Origin of the sequence: Chryseobacterium sp. Leaf405 (genome assembly GCF_001425355.1) — a bacterium.
Classification (GTDB): domain Bacteria; phylum Bacteroidota; class Bacteroidia; order Flavobacteriales; family Weeksellaceae; genus Chryseobacterium.
The window spans coordinates 69,944-91,691 of record NZ_LMQN01000002.1 but is presented as its reverse complement, the minus strand read 5'-3'; the positions used below and the strand labels follow the sequence as shown (position 1 = coordinate 91,691).

General features: G+C 35.9%; 13 protein-coding genes. 3 read left to right on the top strand and 10 right to left on the bottom strand.

Annotated elements, in window-relative coordinates; genetic code table 11:
- Nucleotides 1-242: 242 nt before the first annotated feature.
- The 3 genes from ASG22_RS03180 (at nt 243) to ASG22_RS03170 (ending at nt 4,268) form a co-directional block, all read left to right on the top strand.
- The gene (locus ASG22_RS03180) at nt 243-2,378 is read left to right on the top strand and encodes a hypothetical protein (protein ID WP_055980478.1); all 2,136 of its coding nucleotides are present in this window, start codon (nt 243-245) and stop codon (nt 2,376-2,378) included.
- A 321-nt stretch (nt 2,379-2,699) separates the two neighbouring features.
- Nucleotides 2,700-3,743 carry a GntR family transcriptional regulator gene (locus tag ASG22_RS03175; protein ID WP_055980475.1) on the top strand — a complete coding sequence of 348 codons (1,044 nt, stop codon included), beginning with the start codon at nt 2,700-2,702 and terminating at the stop codon, nt 3,741-3,743.
- Between the two features lie 81 nt (nt 3,744-3,824).
- Nucleotides 3,825-4,268: a nuclear transport factor 2 family protein gene (locus ASG22_RS03170; RefSeq protein ID WP_055980472.1), complete on the top strand. Its 444-nt coding sequence runs from the start codon at nt 3,825-3,827 to the stop codon at nt 4,266-4,268.
- A 141-nt stretch (nt 4,269-4,409) separates the two neighbouring features.
- On the opposite strand, the gene ASG22_RS03165 is transcribed toward ASG22_RS03170, so the two are convergent.
- The 10 genes from ASG22_RS03165 to ASG22_RS03120 form a co-directional block, all read right to left on the bottom strand.
- Nucleotides 4,410-5,561, bottom strand: coding sequence for an alpha-hydroxy acid oxidase (locus ASG22_RS03165; RefSeq protein WP_055980469.1), 1,152 nt, complete (start codon nt 5,559-5,561; stop codon nt 4,410-4,412).
- A 3-nt stretch (nt 5,562-5,564) separates the two neighbouring features.
- Nucleotides 5,565-6,953, bottom strand: coding sequence for an FGGY-family carbohydrate kinase (locus ASG22_RS03160; RefSeq protein ID WP_055980466.1), 1,389 nt, complete (start codon nt 6,951-6,953; stop codon nt 5,565-5,567).
- Nucleotides 6,954-7,230: 277 nt separating this feature from the next.
- A complete protein-coding gene (locus ASG22_RS03155) occupies nt 7,231-8,511 on the bottom strand; it encodes a TIM barrel protein (protein ID WP_055980463.1) in 1,281 nt (426 codons plus the stop codon).
- Nucleotides 8,512-8,599: 88 nt separating this feature from the next.
- The gene (locus ASG22_RS03150) at nt 8,600-10,702 is read right to left on the bottom strand and encodes a bifunctional rhamnulose-1-phosphate aldolase/short-chain dehydrogenase (RefSeq protein ID WP_055980460.1); all 2,103 of its coding nucleotides are present in this window, start codon (nt 10,700-10,702) and stop codon (nt 8,600-8,602) included.
- Between the two features lie 193 nt (nt 10,703-10,895).
- Nucleotides 10,896-12,962 carry a RagB/SusD family nutrient uptake outer membrane protein gene (locus ASG22_RS03145; RefSeq protein WP_055980457.1) on the bottom strand — a complete coding sequence of 689 codons (2,067 nt, stop codon included), beginning with the start codon at nt 12,960-12,962 and terminating at the stop codon, nt 10,896-10,898.
- Between the two features lie 18 nt (nt 12,963-12,980).
- Nucleotides 12,981-16,025 carry a SusC/RagA family TonB-linked outer membrane protein gene (locus ASG22_RS03140; protein WP_055980454.1) on the bottom strand — a complete coding sequence of 1,015 codons (3,045 nt, stop codon included), beginning with the start codon at nt 16,023-16,025 and terminating at the stop codon, nt 12,981-12,983.
- Between the two features lie 329 nt (nt 16,026-16,354).
- Nucleotides 16,355-17,443, bottom strand: coding sequence for an L-rhamnose/proton symporter RhaT (rhaT, locus tag ASG22_RS03135; RefSeq protein ID WP_055980451.1), 1,089 nt, complete (start codon nt 17,441-17,443; stop codon nt 16,355-16,357).
- 310 nt (nt 17,444-17,753) lie between these two features.
- Nucleotides 17,754-18,914 carry a glycoside hydrolase family 88 protein gene (locus tag ASG22_RS03130; protein WP_055980448.1) on the bottom strand — a complete coding sequence of 387 codons (1,161 nt, stop codon included), beginning with the start codon at nt 18,912-18,914 and terminating at the stop codon, nt 17,754-17,756.
- Between the two features lie 11 nt (nt 18,915-18,925).
- The gene (locus ASG22_RS03125; protein WP_055980444.1) at nt 18,926-19,702 is read right to left on the bottom strand and encodes a rhamnogalacturonan acetylesterase; all 777 of its coding nucleotides are present in this window, start codon (nt 19,700-19,702) and stop codon (nt 18,926-18,928) included.
- Between the two features lie 7 nt (nt 19,703-19,709).
- Entirely contained in the window at nt 19,710-21,590 is a 1,881-nt protein-coding gene (locus tag ASG22_RS03120; RefSeq protein WP_055980441.1) for a rhamnogalacturonan lyase, read from the bottom strand.
- Nucleotides 21,591-21,748 lie beyond the last annotated feature (158 nt).

Below are 21,748 nucleotides of genomic sequence, written 5' to 3'. Positions count from 1 at the left end.
AGCAACAATCGTAATATATGATGTTTAATTTTGATACAACGGAAATTGCAGCCCGACTTGAACGGAAATCCTTTTTTGCTTGGACTGTAAGTTCTATCTAACTAAAATCGTCTTGCAAAAAAGATTGGGAGTGGAAGGCGGAAATGTCTGCCATAAAAAAATAAATAGACATTCGAAGTAGTAAAAAGCTGCCCAAATAAAATATAGAATTGAATAATTTTTATTACCTAAATAAAAGAAAAATGAAGAAATTAGGAACATATATCGGGATATTTTTAATGGGAATTTCGTCCTTGAATGCTCAGAAAATCGACCGTAAAAAAGTTGTTCAGCGACATAATGTTGTCAATACAAAAGTGGATACTTTATCTTCTTTGACAGTTGGAAACGGAAAATTTGCTTACACGGTCGACATTACCGGAATGCAATCGTTTCCTGAAGTTTACAAAAAAGGAGTTTCGCTGGGAACTCAATCTGAGTGGGGCTGGAACAGTTTTCCGAATACTCAGAATTATAAATTTGAGGAAACTTTGAAACCGTACGATTTTAATAATGACGGACGAAAAGCATTGTACAGTGTACAAATTAAAGAACCTGAAAGAAACAAAGGTGCCGTTGAGTATTACCGTGTGAACCAACACCGTTTGCAGTTGGGAAATATCGGGATTGAACTGTATAAAAAAGACGGTCAGAAAGCGAAAATATCAGATTTAACCAACATTAAACAGACGCTTGATGTCTGGACAGGAATTATTAGCAGCGAATTTTCTTTAGAAGGAAAAGTGGTAAAAGTTTGGACGGCTTCTTTCCAAAATTCAGATAAAATCGGGGTGAAAATTGAATCTGATTTGATTTCTGAAAACAAATTAAAAGTTTTTGCGAAATATCCTTCTCCAACCGGACAGTTTTTGGATGATGCTGCTTTCTATGGAAATGAAAATGATCATTCAACAAAAATCGTTTCGTCACAAGCAACGCAAGGATTGATTCAACATACATTACAAAGTACTGATTATTACACTCAGTTTTATTTTACCGATGGAAAATTACGCGAAGCCGGAAAACACTATTTTGTTTACGAGCCTTCAACAAAAAACAAAACGGTAGAATTAAGCGTTGAGTTTTCAGCTAAAAATCAAAAAACATCAAAAACTTTATTCGCTGACGCTGAAAAAGAAAGTACCTCTGGCTGGAAAAACTTCTGGGAAAGCGGTGCTGCTGTTGATTTTGAAGGAAGTACAGACCCAAGAGCAAACGAATTGGAACGCAGAGTCGTGCTCTCAGAATATTTAACAAAGGTTCAGTGTGGGGGAAGCAATCCGCCGCAGGAAACTGGTTTGACATTCAACAGCTGGTACGGAAAGCCACATACAGAAATGCATTGGTGGCATGGCATTCATTATGCTTTATGGGGTAGACCTGAGATATTGGAAAAACAATTGGATTATTATTTCAGATCATTTGAAAAAGCAAAAAAATTAGCCGAAAGACAAGGTTACAAAGGTGTGAGATGGATTAAGATGTCGGATAATGATGGGAATGAAAGTCCGTCTTCTGTTGCTGCATTTTTGATTTGGGAACAGCCGCATTTGATTTACATGACCGAACTTTTATACCGTCACAACAAAGATAAAAAAGTTTTAGAAAAATATAAAAAACTGGTTTTTGAAACAGCAGAATTTATGGCAGATTTTGCGACTTACGACAAAGAAAGAAACCGTTACAACTTAGGAAAAGGTGTCATTCCCGCTCAGGAAGTTTTCCCAGCTAAAGATACTTTTAATCCTACTTATGAAGTGGCGTACTGGGATTGGGCGTTGAAAGTGGCTCAACAATGGAAAGAAAGATTGGGAGAATCAAGAGATAAAAAATGGGATGATGTCATCAATAAATTAGCTCCACTTCCTGTTCAGGATGGTGTTTATTTATCTACTGAATCGGCAAAGGATTCTTTCACATTTCCAAAATGGATGACGGATCACCCTGCTGTTTTAGGAGCTTTAGGAATGGTTCCGGAATCTCCTAAATTGGATAAGAAGATAATGAAAAATACGCTTGATATCGTTTGGGAAAGATGGAACTGGAGTCACACCTGGGGTTGGGATTTCCCGATGACCGCAATGAATGCGGCAAGATTAGGACTTCCAAATAAAGCTTTAGATGCTTTGTTCATGGATATTCAAACCAATACTTATCTTAAAAACGGTCATAATTATCAGGACGAACGTTTGAGAATTTATCTACCTGGAAATGGTGGTGTTTTAACAACCGTTGCAATGATGCTGGAAGGTTGGGACAATTCCACAGGAAAATTCCCTGGATTTCCGAAAGACGGAACCTGGAAAATAAAAGCTGAAGGTTTCGAAAAAATGCCTTAAAAAATTTCACATTCATATTTAGTTGAAGTCTGTTCTGAAAGGAGCAGGCTTTTTTATTGGAAATATTTGAAGTTCGATTTAAACATAAGATTTCACGATAAATCTGATATTTCAATCTCAGTTAATAATTTGGGGATTTTAATAATTCAAACAACAACAAACCAAAACCTATAACATATTAAAAATCATAAATTTAAAATCAATATAAATTTTAAACATGATGAAAATCATTTATTCTAAATTTTCGTATCTTGTATGCGACCGTTAAGCAAATTTTGAAATTAGTTTTTTCAGACTAATAATAACATCTTGTACAAAGCCATGGCAGAAACATTTGAAATAAATATCAATGAACATTCCAGAGTTCCCAAATACAAACAGATTGTAGATTCTATCCTAAATGGAATTGACGGCGGAGAAATTAAGATCGGAGAGAAAATACCCTCTATTAATGAACTCAGCGAATCCTGTTTTCTGTCGAGAGATACCGTAGAAAAAGCCTATAAAGAACTTCGTAAAAGACAGATTATTGAGTCGGTAAAAGGTAAAGGATACTATATTTCACGTATCAATAAAAATGATATTATCAATATTTTCTTTCTCATCAACAAACCGAGCACGTATAAAATGATGATTTACAATTATTTCGTCAATGCCATCGGAACCAAAGGAAATGTTGAAATGTATATTTATCACTGTGACGAAACGCTTTTCATTAATTCATTAAAAAAGAATCTGGGTGGATTTGACTATTATGTTATTATGCCCCATTTTCGGGATGAACAGTCTAAACATACGAGTTCTACACAGGAAGTTTTAAATATTATCGAACAGATTCCAAAAAATAAGTTGTTGCTTTTAGATAATACAAAACCTAATATTTCAGGAGAATATGGTTCCATTTTTCAGGATTTTGAACATGACATTTATAATGCATTAGAGGAAGGTTTGGAAAAAATCAAGAAATACGAAAAAATCATTTTGGTATATCCTGATAAATCTATTCATCCATACCCTTTTCGAATTGTACGTGGTTTTGAGAAGTTTTGTAAAGATTTTAAACTTGATTATGAAATTCTTGACGAAATTTATCCTGATATGGAATTACAAAAGGATATTTTTATTACCATCCGTGAGCGTGATTTGGTGAATCTGGTAAAACAAATAAGACAGAATAACATGAAATTAGGTGAAGACATCGGAATTATTTCCTACAATGAAACTCCGTTAAAAGAATTGCTAGGAATTACAGTGATTACTACTGATTTTAAAGCAATGGGCGAATCTGCAGCATATATGATCCTGAAAAATAAAAAAGAAGAAGTAAATAATGTCTTTAAATTTATTCAAAGAGATTCTTTATAGTTTTTCATTTAATATAAAATTTTATATAAATGCGCAATCGATTACATTCCTAATAATAATTTTAAAAATTAACAATATATTATGCTTAAAAAATTAATTTTTGCCATGAGCTTCTTCATGGTACTCACTATTTCAGGACAAAAAATCAATGACAAAGATGTTATTACTGCTGCTGCAGAAAAGCTACGATTAGCAATGATTAGCGGTGATAAATCTTCATTAGAATCTTTGATCTTACCTGAACTGACTTATGGACATTCAGGCGGTCATATAGACGATGCAACAGAATTTGTTGAAAAATTGGTCAGTAAAAAATCTGATTTTGTTACGATTGATATCACAAATCAAAATGTACAAATTGTTGGAAATACAGCGATTGTTCGTCATCATTTTTACGCAACAACCGCTGATATGGGCAAAACTCCGGGCGATGTAACTTTAGACATTTTGTTGGTTTGGTCTAAAATAAAAAAAGATTGGAAACTATTGGCGAGACAGGCAGTGAAGGCTGAAAAGAAAAAATAATTGTCAACTTATAATAAATAAAAATTCGCAAAGCTGGCTTTGCGAATTTTTATTTGACACCAAAACTTATGATAAGTTTAAAGCCAATAGATTTTTTTAAATCAAAAACTGGCTAAAGCCCGTTCCTATTGATATAATATTTTATTTTACTCTAAAATTTTGTAAATCTTCCGGTTTTTCACAGCAAACCTGCTCCATAACCTGTCTGAATTGCATTTTTAGCATTTCGATAATATGATCACCGCCTTTATCTCCTAAAGCACCGACTGCGTACATAAAAGTTCGTCCCATAAAGGTAAATTCTGCACCACAACTCAACGCACGGGCAACATCAGGACCGGTTCTTACACCACTGTCCATCATTACCTTGATCTGATCTTTGTACTTTTCGCTGATTTCTTTTACAACGGCAATCGTAGACTCTCCGGCGTCCAACTGTCTTCCGCCGTGATTTGAAATGATCATTCCGTCATATCCTAATCTTACAGCTTCAGCGGCATCTTCATCGGAAGCAACTCCTTTAATGACCAATTTTCCTTTCCATTTGTCACGGATGGCTTTTAATCTATCTGGGTTTAATCTTCCTGAAAACGTAGAATTCATGAACTGTCCCAATTGCTTTACGTTCATGTTTTTATCCATGTACTTTTCCATCGTTTTAAAACTCGGAACACCATGTTTCAACATTTCAAGACACCATTGAGGCTTTACCAACGCTTGGGAAACATTTCTGAAATTCAACTGAGGCGGCATTGCCAGACCATTTCTGATTTCTTTGGCTCTGTAACCAAAGGTAGGAACGTCTGCCAAAACTACAAGTACATCATATCCAGAAGCTTCACAACGGTCAAGAATATCGTCACGCAACCATTCTTCTCTTGGATGATATAATTGATACCAGGCTTTTCCTTCCGTCAATTCAGCAATTCTTTCAATACTGCTTGTTGTTACTGTACTTAAAATAAATGGAATATTATGTTTAAAAGATGCTTTCGCTAAAATTTCCGGAGCATTAGGCCACATTAGACCCTGCAAACCAACAGGGGAAATTCCGAAAGGGGCAGAATATGTAACACCAAACAATTCGGTTTCCATATTCGCTTCTTTGTAATTATTATTTAAATAACGCGGACGAAGAACGACATCTCTTAATTCACTGATATTTCGGTCTCTGTTGATGTTTTCATTACAACCGCCATCCAAATATTCGAAAGCAAAACGCGGCATTCTTTTTTGAGCTCTTTCGATTAATAAGTCAAGAGAAGCATAGCGGGTATCAAATGGAAATGCCATATTTTATAAATTAAGAATTAACGGTTGAAGCACTTTCATCTGATAATGCTGCTGTAAAAAAGTTTCATCGATTTCTTTATTTGAAATCACCATTGAAGCACCCAATGCAGAACCCAACGGCGAATGGGTAGACATTACATTATAATGCTGAAAATGATGAGACATCAGCTTCATAAATACATCATTATCTGTAAATCCGCCATCGATATAAATATTTTTAATATCTGAATTCCCAATAGCATTTTTAATGGTATGAATCTGTAAATCCATCAGTTCAATCATCAATTGATGATAAGCTTCTTCGAAAGTCGCAAATGAATTTAAATCTGTTGCGGTAATCATTTTTCGCTTCAAAATTATCCCTTCAAAACGGAAATAGATATTTTTATTTTTCATTAAGCGCAGATACAAATCCTGATCAAACTTTACTTCTCTATGGAAACCATACTCTTTTCCATAATAATCGCATAATTTTTCTACCTGGATTTTGTATTCATTACCCATAAAAAAACGGGATGCTTTTACACGTTTGCCATCAATTCGCATGTAATTCAGGCAATTATTTTCGATATCTTCATCTGTAAGACTTTCATCATTAAAAGGATTCAGAGAAATACTCCAAGTTCCTGTTGAAAGTAATAAAAACGGTTCTTTTTTGCTTAAAATATAAGGCAATAACGCAGAAGAACTGTCGTGAATTCCGACACCAATTTTAATTTTTTTGTTTCTGTAAGAAGTGTTGATACTCGCAGAAGTTGGTACAATTGGAGGCAATAAAGCGTCAATTTCCTCTTCATATACCCAATCGTGGTAATCTGCTCTATCATAATCCCATAAGTTGGTATGACAGCCGATTGACGTAAATTCAGAAACACAAATTCCTGTAAATAAATACGATAAGTACTGCGGTAAATGAAGACTGTATCGGATCTTTTTGAATACTTCAGGATGCTTGTATTTTAACCAAAATAATTGCAATCCTGAGTTCAACATTCCGGCTTGCGGAGATGCAGTTTCACGGGCAATTTTCATTTTGCTTCCGTGTTTTTCGTAGAATAAGTCTAGTATTTCCTCATCCATCGATTTGGTGTAATTGTACAAAGGCGTCAGAACATTTCCTTTCTGATCGAGATGCACAAAACTCGCTCCGTATGTAGAGAAATTAATGGCTTTTACTTCATAATTTTCGTCATCAAGAATAGCATTGAAATTATCTTTGATCCAATTTTGTAAGGCAGCAAGGTCTTCTGTCGGATAGCCGTCTTCATCTGTTGTGAGCGGTAGTTCTGTATATTCACGAACGACTTCTCTATAATTTTTATCAAATAAAAAGAACTTTTTATTGGTCTTTCCAATATCAAATACAATGGTTACCTTCTTCTTTTTGGACATTCTTGCGATGAATTAAATTTTATTATTGAATGGTAAATTAGTTTTTTCAATGTGATTAGAATCTGTTTAAATCTTTTCAAACAATTTCAAACACCATTAAGGAGTGTTTAGATATGTAGGATGCGTTAAGAAGAATCCACTCATTTCTTAAACAAGCAAGCTTAAAATCCCGACAATCTAAACACTTCAACCTTAATGATAAAAATATAAGGATACAAAATATAATTAAAAACTTTCGATTGCACCTGAAAGTTCAAATTATCAAATTAAAACAGGTTTATAATCCTGTTGCTTTTACATGTAACCCTCTTTCAGAGATTAAATTTTCTCTTACTTTTAGGTTTCTGTAGGTTGAAATCGGGTCTAAAGCAGCACCTGTCTGTAATCTCGCCGCTCTCAATAACGGACGAACATCTGTTCTGTACGCATTTTGCAAAATATCCTGCGCCAAAACAACATCATTATTTTGCTGTGCTTCTTTCAATGCTTTTTGATCAACCAAAAGAGCCGTTGCATAAGCAATTAAAATCGCTTCTAAAGATTGTAATAAGTCTTCTAAAGGATCTTTTATGTTGTGACTTGCATCGATCATCCAAGCCGGATAAGGATTATTTAGATTATTTTCCATTCCGTATACCAATTCGTTGAAGATCAAGAATAATGCATAAGGTTTGATTGAACCTACCGTTAAATCATCATCTCCATATTTGCTGTCGTTGAAGTGGAAACCTCCTAACTTTCCTTTATACATCAAGGTTGCAACGATTTGCTCGATATTTGAATTTGGTAAATGGTGACCTAAATCCACCAAAGTATACGCTCTTTCTCCACAAGCATTAGCTAACATGAAAGACGTTCCCCAATCCTGAATTGTAGTTGAATAGAAATTCGGTTCGTACGGTTTATATTCGATGAATAATTTCCAATCTTCCGGTAGATCTGAGTATATTTCTTTTAAGCTTTGTTCAGTTTTTGCTAGAGCTGTCTGGAAATTTAATTGTCCAGGAAAACTTGCTCCGTCTGCCAACCAAACCGTTAAACTTTTTGAGTCTAATTCCTTCCCGATTCTGATTACTTCTTTGTTGTGTTCTACTGCGTACGCTCTTGCATCTTCATTCGCAGCGTTCAAAGAACCGAATTTATACGATTGTTTTGCTCCCGGCTGATCTTGAAATGTGTTTGAATTCATTGCGTCGAAAATCAATCCGTGAGACATTGCTTTTTCCTTAATCGCTTTCACATCACTCGGAATATCCCATGGAATATGAAGCGAAATTGCTCCTGCAGAATGCGTTAAAGCATGAATTAATCCTACATCATCTAATTTTTGTTCTAAAGAAGATGGCTCACCTCCGTACGAAAATCTTCCGAAACGAGTTCCTCCAGCTCCTAAAGCCCAACTTGGAATTGCCACCTGAAAGTCAGCAATTTTGTTAACAATTTCAGAAACGTTGGCTCCTGATTTTGTCAGTTTATCTGATAAATATGCAAAGTCTGAATTAAAATTTTCAACTTCACTTTTATTGTTTTGTTCAATGATATCTTTTCCTATAATCATGATTTATTTTTAAAATTTTAAAACTGAAAGCTCACAGAAAGCAAGCCTTCAATTTAACAAATTAAATAATTCTTTTTCAGCATTAATTTTATCTAGGGAAAGCATTTGCCATTCCGCCGTCTACATTGATGATGTTTCCTGTACTTTTATCCAAAATTGCTACACAAGCGAAAACTCCGTTGGCGATGTCTTCCGGAAGAATAATTTCGTTCAAAAGATTTCTTTTTGCGTAAAATGCAGGCAATTCTTCAACGGTAATTCCGTTTGCTTTTGCACGACCTTCTGCCCAAGAACCTTCCCAAATTTTGCTTCCAACGATAACTCCGTCAGGATTTACAACATTTACACGGATTTTATCCGCTGCCAATTCTGCTGCCAATAATCTTGTCATGTGTTGTTGCGCTGCTTTTGCAGTTCCGTAAGCTACGTTATTCGGACCTGCGACCAAACCGTTTTTACTTGCAATATTTACGATGTCACCACCCAAATTTTGCTTTTTCATGATTTCAACGCCATTTTTAGCGATCAAAAACTGACCTTTTACCAAAACATTTTCAAGTAAATCCCAGTCCTTTGTTGTAGTATCTTCCAACGATTTAGAAATTGCCAAACCTGCAGAATGAACCAAAATATCTACACCACCGAAAGCTAAAATCGTTTGCTTGAAAGCTTCTGTAATGCCTTCTTCGCTTGTAACATCACACTGAACTGCAATTGCCTGATCTTTGCTGTATTTTGCTGTAACAGATTCCGCAGCTTCTTTATTCAAGTCTGTGAAAACAACGACAGCACCTTCCTGAACCATTTTGTCAGCAATTGCCTGACCGATTCCACCGCCTGCTCCAGTTACAATCGCAATTTTTCTTGATAATGGTTTTTCTTTCGGCATTCTCTGAAGTTTCGCTTCTTCCAACAACCAGTATTCGATGTCGAATGCTTCCTGTCTTGGTAATGAAGTATATTCAGAAATAGCTTCTGCACCACGCATTACATTAATTGCGTTTACGTAAAACTCATTTGCAACACGAGTCGTTTGCTTATCTTTTGAGAAACTGAACATTCCTACTCCCGGGTAAATGATGATTACCGGATTCGGGTCACGCATTGCCGGGCTGTTTGGATGTTTGCAAGTTTCGTAATATTCTTTGTATTCTTGTCTGTACTGTTCGAAAAGTGGATTAAGTTTTTCCAAAACAGCTTTAGAATCGCTTAAATCTTCATTTTTATCTAAAGTCAACACTAATGGCTGAATTTTAGTTCTTAAAAAGTGATCCGGGCAAGAAGTTCCCATTGGAGCCAATCTTTCCAAATCATTACTATTGATGAACTCTAACACTACATCGCTGTCTGTGAAATGACCCACCATTCTGTTTTCAGAAGAAGCCAAACCTCTCAGCAAAGGCATGATTTGAGCGGCTTTGTTTTTACGTTCGTCAGCTGATAGAGACTCTACTTTTTGACCGCCAAAAACCTGTCCGTTCTCTTCAATTTTTTTAGCGATAAATTCAGAAGCCATTTCGATCACTTCCAAACTATTCATATATGATTCGTAAGAAGTATCTCCCCAAGTGAACAATCCGTGGCTGCCTAAAACGATCCCTCTAATTCCAGGATTGTCGGCTAAACATTTTTCTAATTGTAATCCTAAATCGAAACCAGGTCTCTGCCAAGGAACCCATCCCATTGTGTCACCCCAGATTTCTTTGGTAACTGCCTCGCTGTCTTTAGCTGCAGCAACTGCAATCAAAGCATCAGGGTGAAGGTGATCGATATGTTTAAATGGAAGTAAACCATGAAGCGGCGTGTCAATAGAAGGTGCTTTGCTTTCCAAATCAAAAATACAGTGATCAAATAAGCCTACCATTCTGTCTTCGTCTGCTAAACCTCCGTAAACATTTTTGAGATTTCTTAGTCTTTCAGTATATAATCCGGCAATTCCTTTTCTTGTCAGCGTTCCGATGTCGCCACCTGAACCTTTTACCCACATTACCTCAACTTCTTCATTGGTTAGCGGATCTTTTTCTATGGTTTTGCAACTGGTGTTACCTCCACCATAATTGGTAATTCTAAGGTCTGCTCCTAATATGTTTGAACGGTATAAAAATAAAGCAACCTGGTCATCACCAAAAGATGCTGCTTTTTCTTCATCCCATAAATAATCTACGTATTTGAATGTTTTCACGTTTTCCATTGATTTTACTTGTATTTCTAAATTTTACCCAAAATTAGATGGTTGTAATGGGTACAGCATCCCGTACTATACTGCTAAATGCTTTATTTAAAGATTAATTAACGTTTTATTTTCATCGTTGATTAAGCTCTTCATTACATCCATCCAATCAAGGTATTTATAATTAATATTTTATGATTAAGTGATTTTATGATTAATATCCCGGAAGCTGAGTAAGATTCGGGTTATCAACAAGCGGGTGACCGGCAGACTGAGCTGCAAATGGAAGTAATTCTGTCTTATTAGGCACAAATCCGTAGAAAAGACCATCTCCCCCACCTTCAATCCAGTTTGGATATACTCCCCCGTTTTCAAACGATCCGGTTGGCTTTGTATAAATAATATTACCAATCTGAAGCTGATTGAAACCTGCTGTAAACCCTACAGCTTTTCTTGCGTTACCGTTAAATGTGCTTGTATATGCCTGGAACATATTGGCAGGATACCATTTGTCATCGGCTGTCGAAGTTTGTCCGTTCGCTAATGCTATAGCCTTTAAAGTTGTTTGATAAGCAGCGTAACCTGATGAATTGGTAGGAACTGCCTGAACTTGTGCGATCTGCGAAGGATCTGTTAAATCAATATAAGTAACTGCCAAAAACGGGTCTCCGTAAACCTGTGTATTCTTATGATATTTATAAAGACGATAAATTGGAGTTGTTGCAAACTGCCCCGTACGGTTTGACAGATTTTTCATTGCCTGTCTGGTTGCATTGATTTCACTTTCAAGCTTATTCATTCTGATCAAATCTGTACGAAGCATAAATTCGTCTGAAAACTCCCATTTACGTTCCTGAACAATTGCCGATTCGAATGCCTGCTGACCGCTTGGTATTGCCATAGAACCAATTCCTGCACGGTTTCTTACCTGCTGTAAAGCAGCAATACCTTGAGCTGTTGGTCCTCCATTTAAATAATTTTGTGTTTCTGCATACATCAGCAATACATCAGCATATCTCATAATAGGAATATTCAGGTTACGTGCATCCGCCGCTTGTGGCTCTACACACCATGAGATTCTGAATTTTCCTGGCATAATACAAGAATAAGTAGTTCCTACATCTACCCATGTATCATTTGCTAAACCTGTATTTAAGAAATAGATACTGTAAGATGTAGTAGCAACATCTCTTCGTTTATCTGCCTGATCAAAAGACAGATAATAACTAGGAAGTATAAACTGCAGAGCTTTACGAGAACCATACGTTCCTCCTCTTGAACCCGGATGCGCATACACTCCAAATGCTGAATTGGTATTTGGTCCGTATTCAGCGATATGCCAAAGCATCTCCTGATTTACCGCTGAAAAATTTCTTCTGTCAAAATTAAACCACAGTGCTTCAAAACCACTTTTACCACCCTGAGCTTGTACTAAGCTATTTGTTCCTGCATTAATGACAGCAGCAGCAGCAGTATCTGCAATTTGATATAATTGTTGTACTCTTGCGTTATCAGGACGACGAGACATCGTACCCGCAGCACCTGTATTCAGATCCCAACGAAGAGAATACCCTGCAGCATACAAAGCAATTCTTGCTAAAATTGCATTAGTAGATTGTTTGTTAAGTCTTTCCGGTGTTCCGTTAGATACCGGCATACTGTTTATGGATTCCTGAATATCAGCGATAACACGATCATAAATTACATCACGTGAAGCACGCTTAGGATATAGAGTGTTTGGGTCATTAGGATCCGCTTCTTCCAAAGGAATCCAGATTGCAGGTACATCACCATACACTCTGATCAGGTTGTAGTAGCAAAATGCACGAATAGCTTTTGCTTCCGCTAATAATGCCTCACGCTTTGGACTGGCTGGCAGGTCTGGTAATCTGTCGATCGCAATATTGGTTCTTTCTATCACTGCATACATCGCAGAATAGATTCCCGTAACTGTATTTGGAGTGTAAGCATCATACTGATAATTACAAATATTGTATTTGGAATTATTCGTAGATCCATCTTCAGCAGAATGGGTAACAGTATCTCCTGCTCCCAATTGGTAAAACATTTCCGTAGGAATAAGCCCCCTGTAAAGTCCCTGAACAAAAGCATCTGCAGTTTCTATATTGGTGAATACCGATTCTGTGTCAGATGAATTATATGCCGGTTGATCTAAAAAATCATCACTACATGAATTGAAACTTACAACAGCAACAAGCAAAGATGAAACGATAAGAGATTTTTTTATAAATCCGTATTTATTATTGAATATATTTTTCATGATGGAAACAATTAAATATTAAAAAGTAAGATTAATACCCAAAACATAACTTCTGGATCTTGGGAATGAAGAACTGTCATATCCAGGAGTAACTGCAACACCGCTGGCTGCCGAAACTTCAGGGTCAAAACCTGAATATCCTGTAATCGTTGCTAAATTATTAACGGTAGCATAAATACGTGCGTTGGTCAATTTAACATGACTCAAAAATTCCTTTGGAAAAGAGTATCCCAACGTTACCATGGAAATTCTCAGATATGAACCATCCTCCACATAATATGAAGAAGGATAAGTGATATTAGCCGTGTTAGTATTGCTTAAACTCCACAAACTTGACTCTTCATTAGGATTAAGTTCCTTTAACCTAACTAAATTATTTGTTGCCTGACCTGTATTAGGGTCTATCAAATGATAATAATTATCTCCAAATTCTGAAGGTACATTTTGATATACTCCATAAGGACTTAAACTTTGCTTGGTTGCGTTATATATATCGCCACCAACACTGAATTTCAAAAATACTGCTAAATCAAAACCTTTATAAGAAAAATTATTACTGATTCCTCCGATAAAATCAGGTGTACCGTTACCTATTTTTACTAACTTTCTTGTAAACTGATCTCCTGCTTCATTATCTGCAGCAAATTTCATATCTCCGGGTTTAGGAGTTCCTGATGCCGGTTTTACAACTCCTGGTTTTAAAGTTAATGTTCCGTTTGCTGCCTGAGTAAAGTCATCGGTAGTGTAAATTCCCTGATAAACATATCCGTACATATCTCCTAATTCTTCTCCAACTGTAGCATAATAGGTTACCATACCTGCTCTACTGCTTCCTACACTAAAGTTTCTGAAAGTTCTTCCCTCATCAAGAGATAATACTTTTGATTTGTTGAAACCTATATTGGCATCTGTAGACCATCTGAAGTTTTCAGATTTTAAGTTGATCGAGTTCAATGTAAATTCCATACCTGTATTTTTCATGGAACCAATATTAAGATATTTACTTTTATATCCTGTAGATGCAGGAAGTACAGTTTCCAACAACATTCCAGATACATTGTTATTATACCATTCAGAAGTTAATTTGATTCTGTTATTAAACAAAGCCAAATCTACTCCTATGTTTGTAGATTTCATTTCTTCCCAAACTACACCTCTGTTTCCTAACACACTGCTTGTCATCAAGGCCAAGTTACCCACCGTATTATTCAAAGGGTAATCTGTAGGAACTACATTGGTTCTGAATACGTTATTTGGTATACTGTTATTACCTACAATCCCAAATTCATATCTGAATTTCAAATCATTGATATAATTATTAACCTTAGAATTTTTCCAGAAACCTTCCTGCGAAACTCTCCATGCGGCTGCTACTGATGGAAAAACACCATATTTGTTATCTGGACCAAATTTTGAAGAACCGTCTCTTCGGATAGTACCTGTTAATAAATAACGATTGTCATAGCTATAGTTTACACGTCCGAAATAAGAAATTAAAGCATTTGATTTTCTATCTGTACTTTTATCGGCAACGGTAGCATTTGATATATCATCTAACCCGTAATTTAAAATAGACGGGAATTTTATCAGTCTCATGCTGTTACTTTCATTGTTATCATAAACAATTTCGTGTCCAATAAGTCCTGTAATTCTATGTTTTTCACCTAATGTTTTATTATAGGTTAAAGTATTGGTGATCTGATATCGGTATGCTTCAGCATTCGCAATGCTTCCATTGATCCCTGTATTGATAGGATCTGTAAGAAATGCACGGGAATTTTTATCTGAAAATGCTGTTGATTTACTGTTCGTCCAGTTATATGAGCCAGCCGTTCTGAATGTAAAATCTTTCAACAAATCAAATTCCAACCCTATATTCGCCAAAAATGTTCTTGCACGTCTGTTTTGGGTGGATGCTGCTGTTTCAATATATGGATTTTCTGTATCAAAACTAGAATCTAATGCTGAGTAATCAGGGAAAGTCTGCGTATTAAATAATTGATCCTGAGTAAACAATGTTCCTCCTGTAATAGGCTGAAGCAATATTTTTTTCATTCCTGAATACGCTCCGCCTCCGTTTGTAGAATTGGAAGTAAACATTGAACTGAAATCTAAACGTATTCCTTTATATAATTCTGAATTGATGTTGGCACGTAAGGAGTTTCTTGTCTCACTGAAATTTTGCAGCAAACCATCCTGTTTGTTGTAATTGTAACTGATGAATGCCTGCGTTTTATCCGTACCGGCAGAAACACTCACATTATGGTTTTGCGTAAGCCCTGTTCCGCCAAGCATTTTTTCCTGCCAGTCTATTGTAGGCGCTGATCCGTAACGGTTACTGATTCTATTATATACTCCAGTATAAAAACCAGGCGAATCTGTTCCTAAACTATTATCAAATACATTACTCCATTTTGTTGCACCACCTCCCAACTGAGCTAATTCATATTGATATTTCACATACTGTTCTGCATTGGAAACCATATCCAGCTTCTTTGAAAGCATATCAAATGACATGAAAGAATTATACTGAATTGTAACTCTTCCTTTTTTACCCGTTTTTGTTTTAATTACAATGATACCGTTAGAACCACGCGCACCATAAATGGCGATAGCAGAAGCTCCTTTCAAAACGTCAATACTTTCTATATCGTTAGGATTAATAATGTTCAAAGCATTATCTAATTGGAAACCGTCTACAATAAATAAAGGTTCTGTCCCCTGCGTGATAGAAGCACCACCACGAACGGTAACATTGGCACTGGCTCCGGGTGCACCTCCGGCAGTTACAATATTTAATCCTGCTGCTCTACCCTGTAAGGCCTGTAAAGCATTCATAGCAGGTGTCGCTGCCAGATCTTTTGCAGAAACTGAAGATACCGATCCTGTAAGATCAGATTTTTTCACCTTACCGTAACCGATAATTACAACTTCTTCAATATCTTTTGTCTTATCTTTTACAGTGTCTTTTACTGTCTTTTGTCCGAACATAAAGCCAGACGCAAGCAAAAATAGCGGTGCGATAAGTGGCTTAAAATTCTTCTGTTTAATTTTAATAGACATATAGTTAATTTTATGTTACCAAAATACACCGTTACAAATATTTCGGCATCCTGCCATATCCTGCATCATAAAATTCATAAATTTCCTTAATTATCTGCAAACATTTGATTAAAAATTTAAAAATAATAACAATTTAATCACAATACTTAGAATAAAATTTAAAATTCATAAGTTTTAATGAATTATTAAAATCAATAACAACTCCCCAAATATTGTTTGGAAAAAATCCTTATTAACAATAAAAAAAGGCACTGATTTTCTTTCAGTGCCTTACAAGAGTTACATTCTAACTCTTAACTATATGATTGGATAAAAAGTATAAATTGAAATTATCTTAAAGAATTTCCGTAACCTACAATTAAAATAGAAACAAACATTACGATCATCCCGACAACAATAGTAGAAATTGTTTTTTTGGAAACTCCTTTCCATTCTTTAATGATAACACCCCACAAATTGGCGATCAAAATAATGAATGCCATATGTAAAATCCATGAACTTGGTCCGTTCCCCATTTTGCTTTCTCCCATTCCGTAGAAGAAAAACTGTAAAAACCACATCGTTCCGGCAAGTGCACAAAAGATGATATTTTTTACAACTGGTACATTTTTCTTGGTATAATCTGTGTACGATTTATTTTTAAATGAAAGATAAAGACAACCGATTAGGTTCGTCGCCATTCCGCCCCAAAGCACGACAACATACGTTACATTATTTTGAAAAAGGAATTCTCCCTGTCCCGGATTTGCAACTTTCCACGCTTCATTAGCAATAATTGCCATCGGCTTTCCAGCTTCCAAGCCGAAATTAAAACAAGCACTCAAAACTCCGGAAATAATCGCAACAATTAATCCTAAACCAAATTTATATTCTGTCTTCACTTCTGTACCATGAGGATCGATAGAATCAGTTTGAAGTTCTTTGTCTTTCATTACCCCAGCTTTTCCGCTGATGATAATTCCTATAACACATACGAAAAGTCCTAACAGAACCATCTGTCCCCATGACGTCGACATCATCAGCCCGATATTATCTTTTCCTGTTTGCGGAGAAAATTCATAATAAATAGAAGGAACGAGCGAGCCGATGACCATGGTAAGTCCTAACATAATGCTGCTACCCAACGCTACCCCCAAATAACGAACGCCCAAACCATACATAAAGCCTCCGATTCCCCAAAGAGCACCGAATAAAAATGTTAATCCTAAGATTGATGAACTCGCATTCTGAATAATATCCCAAAATCCCGGAATGGTAAGAAATGCGGCCAATGGCGGAACAATAATCCAAGAGAAAACTCCTCCTATCAGCCAAAATGTTTCCCAAGACCAGCCTTTTACTTTTTTGTATGGTAAATAAAAACTTCCCGAAGAAAACCCTCCTAAGAAATGAAATAAAATTCCTAATAATGCATTCATAATTTATCTTATGTATTGAATTTGAAAATTACCAAGATGGAATCGATTGCGCATCTTGTAGTGTCATGCTTAAAATCCTGGAAAAAATAAGACTTTTTGTAATGATGAACAATAAATACCTAATACACTAAAATATTGTGAGTTATACTAATTTTAATTAATTTCAAATTTTATAGTATTTACCAAAAATTAACTTTATTCAAATTTTCAGATATTTATTCAGGTCTATTTAACTCTATATATTTGATTCCTGTAAATAAAAAAGACTTAACAATTTTCATTATTAAGTCTTATCTCTATTTTAAAAAGCTTATTTTAGTTTATAAACCTCGCTGCTTGCCAATAATAAACAACCTAATCCATAATCTTCGAAATCCGGAACTTTATCAATGGCTAAAGGTTGACCGTCTTTAGGCTCTTTGCCAGTTCCCTGTACCCAACCTAAAAATCCGTTTGGCTGAACCGAATCTTTTACGATAGCATTCCAGGCTTTAACAACAACCGGTAAATATGTTTTTTTATCAATCAGATTGTTATTGATTCCATACGCCATTCCGTATACAAAAAGTGCAGTTCCTGTCATCTCCTTTCCTCCGAAATTCGTTGGATCATGCAAACTTACATTCCAAAAACCATCTTCTCTCTGAATCGGTAACAAAGCTGCCAACAAGTCTTTATAATCCTGTAGATATTCTTTGTAATGAGGATCAGATTTTGGTGTATCGTGCAATGTTTTTGCCAACGCAGCAACTACCCAGCCGTTTCCTCTGCTCCAATAGCAATCTTCACCATTCGGTTCTTTGTAAGGCGGAACAAAACTCTTGTCTCTCCACCAGATTTTATCTTTTGGATTGTATAAACCATTTCCTCCGTGCTTGTATTTGGTATAAGCGTACATTTCGTAATTTTTATCGAAATATTTCTGCTCACCAGTAATTCTACCCAACTTTGTAAAAATTGGCATCGACATTTGCATTGCATCGATCCACCACCAGTCATCAACTTGTTTGGTTGCAATCATGCTGTCCATAGAAGCTTTTACAAATTTAATTCTCTCAGGATGCTTCTTGCCGTCAATTTCATAAAGATCGATATAAGTCTGCCCGCAAGCCTGATGATCAGCATTTCGGGTATACGTTCCACGCATCATATCCCAATTGTGCTTTTTCGACCAATCTACTGCATAATCATAATATTCTTTTTTGGGATCTATTGAATATAAAGCCATCAAACCTTCGTAGTAAACCGCACGAGTCCAAAGATTGCTTGGCCATACTTTTTTACCCACTATTTCTTTACCCGGATCCGGCCACTTATTCATAAAATACTGATTTGCCCTACGTGAAACTTCCAATACCTGGGTTTTATTGGGAAGTTCAACCTTACTTTCAGAGCCTTGTTTTTGAACCGAACAGGAAGTCATCCCTCCTACGATTAGTGCAAAAAAGCTTGCTGTTAAAAGTTTCTTCATATAATTCAATTTTATTTTATATAATTTTTAAGTTCGCAACCTTTCAATTGCTTAATTCCTTTCGTTACTAATTCTGCGTTTAAAATTGCTCCCGCTTCGTTGGTATGCGTATGATCTTTTGGGAAGAATGCATTTACTTTTTCAGCGCCCATTTTTTCATATTTTTCGATGACCATTGTATTTAAATCTAAAAAATAAGCACCGGTTTGTTTGGCAACTTCCTGCGCCCAAATTCCATATTGATCTTTTTCAATTTTACCTTTACCATCAAATTTATTTCTTGGAACTGGTGAAACGATGATAGGAATTGCACCTTTGGATTTAGCCTCGTTTGCATATTTTCTCATATAATATCCGTAAGTATAAACGGTTTCATTTACTTTTCGTATTGGATTGTAAATATCTTTTGTTTCTTCGCCAATTCCTTTAATTGATCCCCTTGCACGCAAAGTATCTGCCAATTCACCACCATCGTTATGACCAAACTGCATCAAAATATAATCACCTTTTTTTATGGTTTTCATAATCGAATCCCAGCGGCCTTCTGTAATAAAAGTACGACTGCTTCTTCCACCTTTTGCATGATTCTGAATTTCAATTTTATCTGTATTAAAATATAAATTCATAAAACTTCCCCATCCCCAAAGCGAATCAGAACCTTTGCCCGAACCATTTTGCACCGTGGAATCTCCAATAATATAAAGAACAGGTTTATCCTGAAGTTTTTGGAATGAAACTCCTAAAAATACGATCAATGCAAGAAGCGGAATAATAAATTTGATTTTCATAAATAATTTATTTGTTGGGATTAACTGTAGTAATATTTGGTTTTGGCATTTCCTTAATCGATTCATCCAAATAATAATCGGTGTGCGGAGGCTGATTGTAACCTACATTTTGCCAAACGATGCTTAAACGATATTGCGGATTATGCATTAAAGTATACAACCTATGTTTTGTCGGAATTGTTGTGCTGAAGATTCTCAATTCCTGATTATCGGCTGTTCTGTACATCACTTCTTCACGCCAATCTCCAAATAAATCTGCCACTAAAGACGGATTTTTCTTGGTTCCGTTATTCGATTCACATTGAAAATCTTTGGCATCAAATATAACATTGGTTTTCTCTTTTTTCCAGTCCCATTTTGAAATAACAGTGCCATCTAAAATTTCGCTTAAAAAATCACCGTCCCAATAAATTCCCATATTGGCAGGGGGATTTTTCTCACTGATTTTTTTTCCTTTGGCATTATAAATACCTTTCAGGCCGGCACCGGCAGCCCAAGATTCTGAACCTTCATAACGAGCGTCAATATTTAAAGACAAACCTCTTCCAGGACCTTGAAATTTACTCGCCGCACTGTAAACTGTTGACGGTAATTTCCAAAGAACATTTCCGGTTTTTCCATCTCTGAAATGCGCTCCGGCATCATCAAACCTTTCCTGAATATCAAAAATTTCCAATCCCGGATTGCTTGGGTCTAAATCTCCAACGTGCAAAGCATCACCATGACCGTAACCTGTACTGTTCAATACTTTTCCATTGTCATCAACAGTCATTGCGCCATAAATAATTTCGTCTTTTCCGTCGTTATCAACATCTGCGATACTCAGATTATGATTTCCCTGTCCGCGGTATTTTTTATTTTCTTCCGAACTTTCCGTATCGAAAAGCCAACGAAGGCTAAGTTTTTTATCTTTATAATCCCAGGCTGCAATCGCCGTTCTGGTATAGTAACCTCTCGATAGAATCACGCTCGGCGTTTTTCCATCAAGATAGGCGACTGCTCCTAAAAATCTATCTATCCGGTTTCCTTTGGCATCGCCCCACGTTTCAGTCATTTGTTCTGCGGTTGGATTTAAACTACCTGCAAACCTTGGAACCTGATAGTTTACCGTATTAATTTCCTCGCCGGTTTCGCCATTAAAAACCGTCAGAAATTCCGGTCCGGAGAGAATCATTCCGTTTTCGTTCACGTAATTTTTTGTTGCATCACCAATAATTTTTCCTTTTCCATCTTTGCTTCCATCGGCGGTTTTCATTACAATTTCTGCTTTTCCGTCCTGGTCTAAATCATAGACTAAAAACTGTGTGTAGTGCGCTCCTTCCCTGATGTTTTTGCCCAAATTAATTTCCCACAAAAACTTTCCATCCATTTTATAGGCCTGAATAATCGGCGGGTCAGTTTCTCCTTTTTGGCTGTTGTCTTTTGACCTTCCCGTCTGATGCAGGATGATTTCATATTCTCCGTCACCATCCAGATCTGCAACAGAAGCATCGTTCGGAGTATAGCCAATTGGTGTTTTTAACGGAATTGAAAAATAGGGTTTCTGATTGGCTGTATATTTCGCAAAATCATTATCTACACCTTGATTCTTTGTATTTGATTTGACGAAATAGGTATAATTTTTTCCTTTGTCTGCAGTTTTATCTAAAAAATTGGTTTCCTGAATTAACGGTTTCTCATTAAGTTTTTTAGTCTGATGATTTTCAGTTCGATACAAATCAAAATGAGTATTTTGAGCTTCAGTTCCGAGCAATCTCCAACTTATAAACACACCAGTTTCTGATGGAATAGCTATGATTCCACGCTTCAAATATTCCATTTGTCGTTGAGCAGAAAATATCTGTGAAAGCAATATCGTGGATGTGATTACTATATATTTGATTTTCATAAATCTATATTATTGAAAGAATGGCAAATCGTATTTTATAAGTTTCGGCTAAAGCCTGTTATTATTGAATTTTAGGTTTATCAAATTTTAAATCTTGACAAAAATTTTAACATTGAATCTCTCGCAGCCCGACTTGAACGGAAATCCTTTTTTGCGTG